This is a genomic window from Nitrospinota bacterium (assembly GCA_016217735.1).
Lineage (GTDB): Bacteria > Nitrospinota_A > UBA7883 > JACRGQ01 > JACRGQ01 > JACRGQ01.
On sequence record JACRGQ010000003.1, the window covers coordinates 1 to 12,548 of the forward strand.

Genomic DNA, 12,548 nt, shown 5'->3' on the forward strand with positions numbered 1-12,548 from the left:
CGACCGTCTCCGGCTCCGCCAGCGCGCCACCGGGATACTGCATGAGGAATGAAACGGTCAAAAACGCCGTCACAAACGGACGCGCCAACAATTTCTTTCCCGTTGGAACAAATTTAAACTTCATGAAGCAATCCCTTTCCTGCGTTGACAACCATATTCAAGCATTCAATTAACTAATTGAATATCAATACCTTCTGTAAGTATATTTTGCACTCAAAATGCCGTTATGAAAACATTTTTTTATTATCGGGTTGCCGCAAATAAATCTCCCCGCAGTTGACATGGCCCCGGAATTTATTCGGCCTCTTCTTGACGGAATGCGCTTTGGCGTGTACTCGACCCATAGCCCGCTTTATTCACCGTAAAGCGGGTGCAAATGGCAAGTTTTTGAAAGAACGCGGCGGGAAAGGATTTTTCGCGGAAGGCATACTTCAGTATGCCGACCAAGAAAAATACAAGCCAACGCGCAAAATTTCAAAAAATCGGCGTTTGCGGATTATTCATGGTTCCACCATGAATAATCCGGGATAGGGCCGGCTATGACGGACAAAAGACGGCGGCTTATTTGAATTTACAATTCAAGGCCCCATCCCCCGCGGAACGGGGATGGCGGCTCACCCCTGCGGAGTGAGCATGTCTTCGAAGACGGTGGGAGCGTGCGCGGCCAGCACCTTTAATATCTCTTCGCAAATGAGGCGGATTTCCCACTGCGCCCCCTTCTCCAGCCGCACTTCCAGGATGTGCCGCCATTCGCGGAAATTGGCGCTGATGACGATCTCGCTGGTGACGGCGTTCGGCAGCACAAAGCGGGCGTCCTCTTTGCGGATGTCCAACGCCTTCAGCTTCGCGTAGGCGGTCCGGGCCTGCTCGATGAGGGTATTGAATACCGCCAGCGCTTCGGAGTTCCCCTTGATGGACGGCGGAACGACGATTTGAAAATCGTCCTCGTTGACATATCGCTGCGATTGCTGCGAGAACGAGGCGACGCGGTGCCGCACAATCTGATGCGTGAAGCTGCGCGATCCCCCCTTGATGCGGAAGGTGGCGCTGGCGTGCTCCAGTACGCTGTGGTGGCCGTTTTTCACCACCATGCGGATGAACCGCTTGGAGGAATCGTCCGTCATTTTATCGAACGAGAGATAGCAGGTGCGCCCCGCCTCTTCGATCAGCCGTTCGGCATTCGGCGTTATCGCCAGCAGCTCTATTTGCGGCGCGGCTTCGATGCTCACTCTCTGGTTACCCCCGTTGAAATGGTATAATCTCCGAACATGTTACACGATTTTGGGGCGGCGTAAAACAACATGCAAGGCATGATTCTGGCCGCCGGTCTGGGCGAACGGTTGCGCCCCATGACCAACACCACCCCCAAACCGCTGTTCGATATCAGCGGCACCACGATGATACGCAACGCCATCGGCTATCTGTACGCCCACGGCATCCGGCGTATCGCCATCAACCTCCACCACTTGGGCGGAATGATCAAGGACGACCTGAAAACCAGGCTCCCGCGCGACCTCACGCTCTGGTTCTTCGAAGAGCCGGTACTGCTCGGCACCGCCGGGGGGATAAAGGGATGCGAGCCGTTCCTGAAAAACGATGAATTCATAGTGATAAACTCCGACATTCTGGCGAACTGCGACCTGCGCGCCGTCATCCGCGCACATCACGAAAAAAACGCGCTGGCGACGCTGGTGGTGCGCCCCAACCCCTCCCCCGCAACCATCGGCATTTTGGAAGAAGCGCCTGACGGCCGTCTGATGCGCTACCTCGGCGCGCGCCACCCGGACTATGCGGCGCTGGCCGCCGCGCCCGCGCCGATGATGTTCACCGGCATCCACGTCCTCTCCCCCGCCATTTTCGGTTACATTCCGGGTGGCAGACCTGTTAACATCTCGGTTGAAGTTTATCCGCCCCTGTTGGCCGCCGGCGCGCCGCTGCATACATTCGAATACGGCGGCTACTGGGCCGATATCGGCACGCCGGCCAGCTATCAGGCGGCCCAGAGCGACATAAACAACAAACTTTTTTCGCCATATGGGATACCGATATGAAGGGACTTTATTTCAGCAACGGTAAACTGGCCTTCCGCACCGACCTGCCGATGCCGCAACGCAAGCCGGACGAGGCGCTCATCAAGGTGCTGAAGGCGGGCATCTGCCGCACCGATTTGGAAATCGCCGCGGGCTACATGGACTTCACCGGCGTGCCGGGACACGAGTTTGTGGGAACGGTGCAAGAAGCGGACGACAAGGGGTTGATCGGCGCGCGGGTGACCGGCGAGATCAACTGCGGCTGCGGCAAATGCGAATACTGCGAACGGGATGAGCAGGCGCACTGCCTGAGCCGAACCGTGCTTGGCATCGCCGGACGCGACGGCGCATTCGCCGAATACCTCACGCTGCCGGAGCGGAACCTGCACCAGATACCCGAATATATGAGCGATGCGGAAGCGGTCTTCATCGAGCCGTTGGCCGCCGCCTACCGCATCACGGAGCAGGTGCCGGTGCGCGGCATGGCCGTGCTGGTTCTGGGTGATGGCAAGCTGGGAATACTGATAGCTCAGGCATTGGAAGTTCTCAGGGCCAACGTTACGCTCTGCGGCCGCCATAAGAAAAAATTGGATATCTTGAAGGGGAAAAACATCGCCACGCTGTTGGAGGACGAACTGAAGCCGGGCAAGAAATACGATACAGTGGTGGATGCCACCGGCCGCCCGGAAGGGGTAAGAACGGCGTTGCGGTTCGTGCGTCCGCGCGGCAACCTGATCCTTAAAACCACCATCGCCGCCCCCACGGCGGAGATCGACCTCAATTACATCGTCATTAACGAAATCTCGGTTATCGGCTCACGCTGCGGACCGTTCGTTCACGCGCTGGCGCTGATGGAAACGGGGCAGGTAACGCTGGAGCCGATGGTCGAGGCATCCTACCCGCTGGAAGACGGACTGAAAGCGTTTGAACACGCCGCCCGCCCCGGCGCGCTGAAAGTGCTGGTCGGCTGATGCTGCCGGTACTTATACAGATAGGCCCCATAAAACTTTTCACCTACGGCCTGATGGCGGCCACCGGTCTGTTAGTGGGGGTAACGCTTGCCGCCCGCCGCGCGGAAAAAGAGGGGATCAACGGCGGCCTGATCGCCGACCTCGGTTTTTACGTCATCATCGCGGCCATCGTTGGTTCCCGCCTGATGTACGTGCTGGTGGAATATCCGGCATACATCGCCGAACCGCTGCGCATATTCAAGCTATGGGAAGGGGGGCTGGTCTTTTACGGCGGCTTCATCGCCTGCGTGCCGGTGGTCTGGTGGTTCATCGATAAGCATAAGCTCCCGTTCTGGAAGGTGGCGGATATTCTGGCCCCCTATCTGGCGCTGGCGCATGCCATCGGGCGGCTCGGCTGCTTGGCGGCCGGTTGCTGCTACGGCAGGCCGACCGATTCGTGGGTGGGCATTGTGTTCACCAATCCCGCCGGTCTTGCCCCCCTGGGGGTGCCGCTGTATCCCACGCAGATTTTCGACTCGCTCAACGAGTTCGCCATTTTCCTCATCCTGCTGGCGATGCGGCGGCATAAGAAGTTCGACGGACAGCTTATGATCGGCTGGATAACCCTCTACTCATTTGGGCGTTTTATCGTGGAATATTTCCGCGGCGATCCGCGCGGACAATTTTTGGGCCTTTCACTAAGCACCTCGCAGGGAATCGCCATCATCGGTTTCGCGTGCGGGCTTATTTTGCTCTATCGCGGATTCAGGAGGGCCGGATGAACAATCGGATCGTTGTCGCCGTGCGGGAGGCGGAGGACGGAGAGCGGCTGGACAAATTTTTAACGGAAAGACTCCCGGAGCTTTCCCGCAGCGCCGTTCAGCGGCTTATCGAAAAAGGGCTGGTTACGTTGGCGGGCCAGCCGGTGCCATCCCGCCACAAGACTGTCGCCGGCGAGGAGTTCGCGGTGGAAATTCCGCCGCCGGAACCGCTGGACGCCGAGGCGGAAGATATCCCGCTCGACATCGTTTACGAGGACGAACATATCGTAATCATCAACAAGGCTTCGGGCATGGTGGTGCATCCCGCCAAGGGGCATGTGCATGGCACGCTGGTGAACGCGCTGTTGGGGCATTGCGAGGGGCTTTCCGGCATCGGCGGCACGGTCCGTCCCGGCATCGTCCACCGCATCGACAAGGAAACCACCGGCCTGCTGGCGGTGGCCAAGAACGACGTTGCCCACGCCGCGCTTTCAGAACAGTTGAAAACCCGCGCGATGGGGCGCGAATATTTGGGGGTTATCCGCGGCGTCATTACGCCGCCCGCGGGAACCATCAACAAGCCAATCGGCCGCCATCCGCTCTACCGCAAAAAGATGTCGGTGAAAACCAACTTTCCACGTGACGCGGTGACGCTATACGAAACGCTGGAAACCTACCGCGGAGCCGCCTTGGTGCGGTTGAAGCTCAAAACCGGCCGCACACACCAGATACGGGTACACATGTCGGCCGTGGGACATCCGTTGCTGGGAGATTCGCTCTACGGCAAGGAAAAGTCCAAGCTGATAGGGCGGCCCGCCCTGCACGCCGAAACGCTTACGCTGGTACACCCCGTCACCGGCGAAACAATGCGCTTCACCGCGCCGCTCCCGGTGGACTTTACCGCGCTTCTGGAAAAATTGCGCGGCGGGACGGTTTCATAGGGGTATTACCGCGCCGGACTGTTAAAATAATGCCGTTATGAATAAGGTGCTCAGCCGAATCCGAATGGCCGCCGCCATCGCGGCGCTTGCCGGAGCGGGTGGTTTTGGGGCGATGGAACTCGCCAAGTCGCGCATCGACCCCAACGGCTACCGGGAGCGGATAACCGGGGAGATCGCGCGGACATCGGGCATTCAGGCCGGCTTCGAGCGGCTGGAGTGGCTGCCGTACCGCCCCGGCGTAGCGGCTATTATCCCCACGTTGCGCAAGAACGGCGTGGATATCCGCGCTGGCCGGCTGGAGGCGGTCATTTCGCTGCCGTCGCTGCTGTTCGGACCGCCCCGTCTCTCCCGGCTTTCCATCGACGGCCTTGTGCTGACCGCCGAGCGGGACGAAGAAGGACTCTGGAATCTCGCTCAACTGTTCACCAACGGCCGGAAAGACGGCGGAGCGCTGACGCCGCCGAATAACGTGGTGATAACCAATGCCAATGTGGTTATTTTGGATGCCTATGCCCCACGCCATGCCCCCGTTCTTGATGAACGGCGTCAAACGGTCTTCGACGACCGCGCGGCGAAGGATTATTTTGAAGGGGGAAATAATGCGCGTGACCGCGAGCCGCGGCTTACCCCGGCGGAGCCGGTCAGCCCGTTGAGCCTCTATATTCCTCCGGCGGCGGCCGACCCGCCAAAACAGGCGAACGATGAACCGCCCCCGCCAAAGCTGCTGCTGCTGCGCGGAGTTAACCTGCATTTCCATGGCGGCGGATGGGTGCTCCCCACCTCCCTTCAATTAGAGGCGGAACTGATCGACCCCGCATTGCGGAAAAACCCGCTCTATCGCCGTCTCAAGCCGGGAAGAATGGAGCTTTCCCTTAAAAGCCGCGTGGGCGCTCCCGGCTGGAATTGGGATCGCGCGATGACAAAGGGAACCGTCATGGTCGATTCGGTCTATTCCGGCAGTTTCGATGCGTACCTGGCCAACCTGCTGCCTGAGCACTATTCCCACAAAATCTACGCGTTCGATTTCAAATTCAATGGACGCCCGTCGGAGGAATTAGCTTTTAACGGGTCACTATCCGCCCGCCCGGTCGAACAAGCGGCCGGCCCGATGTTTTCCTCCGGTTTCGGGCGCGAGTTCCGCCGGTTCAATATCACCGGCGCCATCAGGCCCAACAGGATCACGCTCGACCACGTCGAGGTATACCTTCCTGAAGCCCGGCTTGACATGCGTATGGAAATCGCCAATTACCGCAAGCCCGACCCGGATATCAGCTTTCGGGCCGACACCTCGTTCATCGAGCTTGAAAAGCTGGATCGCCTGATCCCGCCCGCTTATCTAAACGACCCGGCGGCGCAAATGATCCGCAAGAGCATGCGCGGCGGCCGTTTCAGGGTATCCGGCCTTTCGTTCAACGGCCCCTATAGCGCGTTCTTACGCATTGCGGAACCGGAGAACATGGAGCGGATAGCGGGCCGGCTGGAAGTGGAAGACGCGGGCTTCCTCATGGCGGGAATGAAGCAACCGGTGGAGAAAATCAAAGGCGTGATCGACATCAAAGGGAACCAGCTTTTTTTCCAGGACCTTTCCGCCGTCCACGGCCACAGCGCCATCGCCAAGTGTGGCGGCTCCATTACCGGGCTGCGCACGAACCCATATTTGAAAGCCGTGATCGTGGCGGACATGGATATTGCCGAGCTGCGCGATGAGGCGGTGGCGCGCATCGCCTCGAAAAAGCTGGACGAACTGATCGAGCCGGTGCGAAACGTTGCGGGAACCGCGCGCGCCACCGTGAATGTGGAGGCGTATCCGCTGGAACAACGGCTCACGGAGTTGGACGCCGACCTCCTCTTTACGAACGTCAGTTTCCGCCACGAACAGTTCAAGGTGCCGGTTTCGGAATTTAACGGCATATTTCATGTGACCCCAACCGTCATCGAAATAAAGGACGCCGCCTTTAACGTGGAGGGGAGCGCCATCACCGTCAGCGGCGCGGTGCGCCGGTATGCGGAACCGGAATACGATATGGATCTGAAAATAAACATCGCGGGCGGCATCCCGCGCATGGCGGAAAGCCCCCTGTTTGACGAGCGGTGGCGGAAGGGGGTCACGGGAAACATCGCGGGAAGTCTCGCCCTTTCCGGCACGGTGGAGAACCTTGCCTTCCGCGAAGAGCTGAACCTCACGCAAGCCGGCATAAAACTTCCGAAGTTTGTGGACAAGCAGCCCGGCCATTCCCTGAACGTGGCCGCCAACGGAACGCTGCAAAGAGGCAACAGCCTCACCATCGAGGAAGGGCGCATCGATTTTGGCAATTCCCATATCCGTTTTCACGGCACGGCGCCTGACATGCGCACGTGGAAGGCCTATGCCTTCGACGCGAACGTGGATATGCTCGATTTGGGCGATGGACCCGCTTATGTCAAGGATTTCAAGAAAGGGGCCGTGGCGGGCCAGATAAAAGGGAAAATACGCGTCACTGATGGCGGAAAGGCGCCGGCGGCCGCCGGTACCCTGAATGTCAAGATCGGGCATCTTGATCTGGCGCAGTTGGAACGCCTGAAACAGGAGTTACCGATGTTCGGTCATCTGAAGCTGGAGGGACGCGCCACCGGGGATGTGTCGATCCAATTTGCACCGGGACTGCTGCCAAAACTCCGCGGCTGGGTGCGCGGTGAAAAGGTCGGCTTTTACACAATGCTCCCCAACAAGTTCCAGGATTTGAGCGGCCGGATTGCGCTGAAGGGGAATACGATCAGTTTTGCCGATATCCCGTTCACCAGCGGCAATTCATCCGGCGAGGCCAGCGGCTCCGTGCTCATACACAAAAAGCCGGTCTTCAAGCTGGATGTGCGGGCTAAAAACCTCGATCTGGCCGACGTGGTCTGGCTGGAAGGGGCTCCCGACCCCTGGTGGTCCGAGGAGCCGCTCTTTTATACCGATCTCATCCTTACGGCCCGTTCAAACTCCGGTACGCTTGCCAGCATTCCCTATGATGACCTTGACCTCGATATGCGCTATTACCGCGACCGGTTCACCTTCAAGATGCTGCGCTTCAGTTCATATCAGGGTATATGCGAGGCAACGGGCACCTTGAACGTGGAGCCGCGCCAGCCGCTGTTTACCACCCAAATGAAAGTGACCGGGATTGAGCTGGAATCCCTGATAAAGAATTTCTGGCCGAAAATGGACAAGGTGACCGGCAAACTGGCGGCGGAAGGAAGCTTTAGCGGCGAAGGGCTGTTATGGAAAGACCTCCGCCGAACGCTGAACGGAACCGTACGCTTCGAAACGGTGGACGGCCTTGTGGAACAGTTCGCCGGGGTAGCCGGCATTTTTTCCGTGATCAACGTGGCCCCGTTATTCGAAAAACAGGCCGACCGCCAGAAAGGAAACGGCCTGCGGTACGACAGTATCACGGGAACGATGACGATCAAGGACGGTGTGGGACATACCGGCGATCTCGTGATGGAGGGGCGCGCGGTGCGGATGTCGGCCGCGGGGGACTTCCGCTTCAACGATGGCACGGTGAAGCTCCTTATCGGCGTAAAACCGTTTACTTCGGTTGACTCGATCATTTCCAACATTCCGTTGGCGGGCACGCTGCTCACCGGCGAGCAGAAATCGCTTATCGTCTCTTATTACGACCTGACCGGGCCGATGGACGCGCCAGTGGCCACGGCGGTGCCGGGCGAATCCGTGGCGCGAACCGTTTTGGGAATTTTCCAGAGAGCCTTGGAGGCTCCGGCCAAAGCCCTCTCCACCGAAAAAGAGCTGGGAAAACTGCGGGAAAAGCGCAATGGAAAAAATCCGGGGAAAAACTAAAACCTGTCTTAACGCCCGCCGCTGATGCTAAAATTCGAACGTATGGCAAAACAATTTGAAGACAAAGGCGACCTTGAGAAAAAGGGAGAAATTGTCTCCCACCTGTACCACCACCTCCCCGAAGGGCTTTCGGAAGAGGACGTCAACCGCCTGAAAAGCATCGTTTCGGAATTCGCCGCCGGCTTCCGGCTAATGATGGGCAAAGGTCCCTATGTGACGGTGTTCGGCTCCAGCCGCATCGGCGGGGACTCGCCTGAATACCGCATGGGAATGGAGTTGGGCCAGGCGCTGGCGAAGATAGGCTATTCCGTGCTCACTGGGGGCGGTCCCGGAGTGATGGAAGCGGTAAACCGGGGAGCGCACGAGGCGAACGGCAACTCGGCGGGGATCAACATTTTTCTCCCGGATGAGCAGCGGGCGAACCCCTACATTGAACCGGCGATCACGATGAACCATTTTTTTGTGCGCAAGGTGTTGCTGCTCAAGTACTCCACCGCGTTCATTTTCATGCCGGGGGGGTTCGGCACGCTGGACGAGCTGTTTGAAACCGTCACGCTGGTGCAGACCAAAAAAATAGCCCCTTTCCCGGTCATCCTCATTGGCAGGGAATTCTGGGGCGGCTTGATGGGGTGGATTCACAAAAAATTGAAGGAAGGGGATTTGATCAGCCCCGCCGACATAAACTGCATATACCTGGCTGACAGCGTGGCGGAGGCGATCGAAGTAATGATAGAGAAAGCCCCTTTGTATGAGCATCACGGCTGAAAGAGCCATTCAACAATGCTGACACGGCTGGAAGAACTGCTGCACCGCCACGGCGACGCGCTGCTGCGGCGGTATGTGGCGCGGTTGCAAGGGATATCGGAATCGTACCGGCGGCGGCCCGAATACGAACTGCGGCAGACCGGCAAGGCCGCCTTCGACGCCAGCATCTCATTCATGCTGCGCCGCACCCCCGATCCGATGAACCGGTTCATAGACGACATCGTGCAAAAGCGGAGCGCCGCCGGATTCAAGCTGGAAGAAGTGCAGGAAGCCTTTCAGATATTCCGCGATGTCGTCCGCCCCGTTATCGTCGGGCATATGCCCCGTGAAGAGATCAACGCCGCGCTTGAACTGGTGGACGAATGCGCCAACTACAGCATCCGCCGGTTCAGCGGGAAATTCCAGGTCCGGCAGGAAAACGATATGCGGGCGGTGAACCTGATGCTATCCGCCGCGCTGGAAGACCTCAAGCGGGAGCGGTTCAACGCGGTGGCCGCCAACAGGCTCAAGGATCAGTTTTTGGCCAATGTATCGCACGAGCTTAAAACACCGCTGACCGGCATCATCGGTTTCAGCAAGATATTGATGGGCATGGAAGACCGCGACCAAAAAACGAAGGATAAATTGCGCGTCATCCACGAGCAGGGGCGGGCGTTGCTGCGCATGATAAACACCCTGCTCCTGATTTCCGAGATCAACGCCGGCGGCATACAGATCAGCCGCGACGCGGTTGATTTCAGGGATTTGGTGGACCTGGCGGTTCAAAACGTAAAAAAGCTGAAAATCGCGGAAAACCATGCGATCATCTTTACCGCCGAAGAGGATTTGCCCATCGTCATCTGCGATTCGGAAAAGATGATGGAAGTGGTGTTCGAGCTGCTTCTCAACAGCCTGAAATTTTCCGAACCGGGAGCCGGCGTGAACCTGCGCCTGCGGCGCAATGGCGGGCAGATGGCGCTGGAAGTGATAGATGAAGGGGTGGGGATCGACGCGGAAGAGTTCAACCGCATTTTCTCGCCGTTCTACCAGCTTGACGGCTCCATCACGCGCAAATACGGCGGCAACGGCCTGGGACTCACCATGATCAAGAAAGTGGTCGAGCTGCACAACGGATCCATCAGCGTGGCGAGCAACCCGGGAAAAGGGAGCACCTTTACGGTTGTCATTCCCTTGGTGCAAACGCCGGCCTGACCGGCCCGCGGCGGTTATCCGTTTCCGGTAATCTCCCCGCTGGCGGCCTTTGCGGGAAGACGGACGGTAAATGTGGCGCCTTTGGCCGCCGCGCTTTTCAGTTCCACCACACCACCATGCATTTCAGTCAGCTCTTTCACCAGATTCAGCCCCAACCCGGTTCCGGCGTGCTTGCGGTTGTCGGAGCTGTCCACCTGCTGGAAGCGGTCCCAAATGCGGGTATGGTATTCCCCTGGGATGCCAATACCGGTATCGGTAATGTCGATCCGGTAACCGCCCGGCGCGGCAACCACGGCGACACGCACCTCTCCCTGGTCGGTGAATTTAATCGCGTTGCTTAACAGGTTGATAACGACCTGTTTCACCTTGCGGCGGTCGCAGACAATGGGGGTGTCGGCGCCGGGGAAATCGGTGACCAGCGGGAGATTCTTCTTTTTTGCCAGCGAAGCGACGGAAAGGACGCACTCCCGCACAATGCCGGCGAGGTCGGCCTCTTCCAGGTCGAGCGTCATTTTTCCGGACTCGATCTTTGCCAGGTCGAGCAGATCGTTTATCAGATCAAGCAGGTGGCGGCTGGAATCCAGCACCCGCGCAAGCATATCGCGGGCTTCCACGAACCACAGGTCATTCTTCCTGAGTTCCTCCCAGTCCTCCATGACTTGATCGGTGAAATTGATCATGGCGTTGAGCGGCGTCCGCAACTCGTGGCTCATGCTGGCGAGAAACTGGCTTTTGGCCTGATCGGCCTTTTGCAGCAGCGCGTTGGCGCGCTTGAGTTCCTCGTTGTTCTTGACGATTTCCTTTTGCATCTCCTCGCGCTCTTCCAGCAACTGGGCCAGCTTTTGGTGGCTTTCTTCCAGCTTGTCCCGTTCGTTTTCCAGCCGGTAGGCCATATCGTTGAACGCGGCCGCCAGTTCGCCCACCTCGTCGCGGGAAGTCACGCCGGTGCGGATGTTAAGGTTTCCCTTGCCCAATTCCTTGGCGGCGTTCACCAGGCTGTCGATCGGCTTGAGGATGCTGCCGATGGTTTTAAACACCAGCGCGAAACCGATGAGGGCGATAAATCCCGTCACCAGGATTTCCCGCCGCACGATGGATTTCGCCGCGCCGGTGGCGAGAGTAAGCATCCGCTCGAACAGAAAGTACCGGGCATTGATGAGCTTTTCCACCTCTTCGCGCAGGGGGGGGAGTGTCTCGTTCACCTTTTGGGCGCTGGCGATGACCGCCGGGGAAAATCCGCCCCCCTCGAGCAGCAGCCTGGCGCCGCCGCTGGCCGCCGTGAAATAATCATGAAAGGCGCTTTTGACCTTTTCATACCGCATCCCGTTGACCGGATCGGCCTGCGCCATCGCGGCTATATGATCGTCGAATTCTGATGATATTTGTTCGGCCTGGGCTATCAACGCCGGTTCGTGCTGGGCCGCCGCGTCGTTGAGATACTGTTCGATCTCATTTAAGTTGTTCTTGAGCGCCACGGTATGGCGCAGGGCTTCCACTTCGTTGGAATCGAGGTAACGGCTGATGCGCATGGAACCAAGATAGGTAGTGGTGGCGCCGGCCACCATAATGAGGATAAAGAAAAGTAAAAGGCCCCACAGCTTTCCGTGAATGGTGAGGCGTATGGGCGATGCCACCTCCAACTCCGGCTATTTCTTTCCGCTGACGGGAATAACCTTGACGCCGGGGACCATGCCGCCGGAATCCACGAACGCGATTCCCCCCTTGTTGCCGGATACAAACCGGACCGCATCGTCTTCGCTATTGAGCGTCACCGGGGGCTGTCCCTTGCCGGAAAAAATCATGCGCACCCAATACAGCCGGTACGATTCCTCGGCTTTACCCAGCACATTGGCGAAAAACTCCCGCCGGAGAAGGCTATCGGCGGGCAGATCCACCGGCACGGCCGGCAAGCCATCTTCAAAGAGCTTTTTTTTGCCGAGGTAGATCATCTCAATCTCGGTCTTGCTGATGGAGGTCAGGGGGTTATCCTTGTTGACAATCACCACCATCTCGGCGAAGGCTGGGCGCGCGAACCCCAGCGCCGCCATGATCACCGCCCACACAAACATCCGCTTCATAATCATCGC

Annotated in this window: 10 protein-coding genes; 7 read left to right on the forward strand and 3 right to left on the reverse strand. The window is 58.4% G+C overall.

What is annotated here, in order from left to right; all coding sequences use genetic code 11:
* Positions 1–614: 614 nt before the first annotated feature.
* Positions 615–1,229 (reverse strand): FAD-dependent thymidylate synthase, encoded by a 615-nt coding sequence (gene thyX / locus HZA03_00220; GenBank protein MBI5636374.1) that lies wholly within the window; start codon positions 1,227–1,229, stop codon positions 615–617.
* 72 nt (positions 1,230–1,301) lie between these two features.
* Here thyX and HZA03_00225 point away from each other — a divergent pair, with 72 nt between their 5' ends.
* From HZA03_00225 to HZA03_00255, 7 genes are read left to right on the forward strand one after another with little or no spacing between them, the layout of a single operon-like run.
* Complete coding sequence (locus tag HZA03_00225; GenBank protein ID MBI5636375.1) at positions 1,302–2,051, forward strand: NTP transferase domain-containing protein; 750 nt, start codon at positions 1,302–1,304, stop codon at positions 2,049–2,051.
* Positions 2,048–3,001 (forward strand): alcohol dehydrogenase catalytic domain-containing protein, encoded by a 954-nt coding sequence (locus tag HZA03_00230; protein MBI5636376.1) that lies wholly within the window; start codon positions 2,048–2,050, stop codon positions 2,999–3,001. Before HZA03_00225 ends, HZA03_00230 begins: the two co-directional genes overlap by 4 nt.
* Positions 3,001–3,762 carry a prolipoprotein diacylglyceryl transferase gene (gene lgt / locus HZA03_00235; GenBank protein MBI5636377.1) on the forward strand — a complete coding sequence of 254 codons (762 nt, stop codon included), beginning with the start codon at positions 3,001–3,003 and terminating at the stop codon, positions 3,760–3,762. Before HZA03_00230 ends, lgt begins: the two co-directional genes overlap by 1 nt.
* Positions 3,759–4,682 carry an RluA family pseudouridine synthase gene (locus HZA03_00240; GenBank protein MBI5636378.1) on the forward strand — a complete coding sequence of 308 codons (924 nt, stop codon included), beginning with the start codon at positions 3,759–3,761 and terminating at the stop codon, positions 4,680–4,682. The genes lgt and HZA03_00240 overlap by 4 nt, the downstream gene beginning before the upstream one ends.
* A gap of 37 nt (positions 4,683–4,719) precedes the next feature.
* Complete coding sequence (locus HZA03_00245; protein ID MBI5636379.1) at positions 4,720–8,505, forward strand: AsmA-like C-terminal domain-containing protein; 3,786 nt, start codon at positions 4,720–4,722, stop codon at positions 8,503–8,505.
* Positions 8,506–8,547: 42 nt separating this feature from the next.
* Positions 8,548–9,270, forward strand: coding sequence for a TIGR00730 family Rossman fold protein (locus tag HZA03_00250; GenBank protein ID MBI5636380.1), 723 nt, complete (start codon positions 8,548–8,550; stop codon positions 9,268–9,270).
* Between the two features lie 15 nt (positions 9,271–9,285).
* On the forward strand, positions 9,286–10,461 hold the full coding sequence (locus HZA03_00255) for a HAMP domain-containing histidine kinase (protein ID MBI5636381.1): 1,176 nt from the start codon (positions 9,286–9,288) through the stop codon (positions 10,459–10,461).
* Between the two features lie 14 nt (positions 10,462–10,475).
* On the opposite strand, the gene HZA03_00260 is transcribed toward HZA03_00255, so the two are convergent.
* Together HZA03_00260 and HZA03_00265 are read right to left on the reverse strand one after the other, a co-directional pair.
* Complete coding sequence (locus HZA03_00260; GenBank protein ID MBI5636382.1) at positions 10,476–12,095, reverse strand: HAMP domain-containing protein; 1,620 nt, start codon at positions 12,093–12,095, stop codon at positions 10,476–10,478.
* A 12-nt stretch (positions 12,096–12,107) separates the two neighbouring features.
* Positions 12,108–12,539: a hypothetical protein gene (locus HZA03_00265; protein MBI5636383.1), complete on the reverse strand. Its 432-nt coding sequence runs from the start codon at positions 12,537–12,539 to the stop codon at positions 12,108–12,110.
* Between the last annotated feature and the right edge of the window lie 9 nt (positions 12,540–12,548).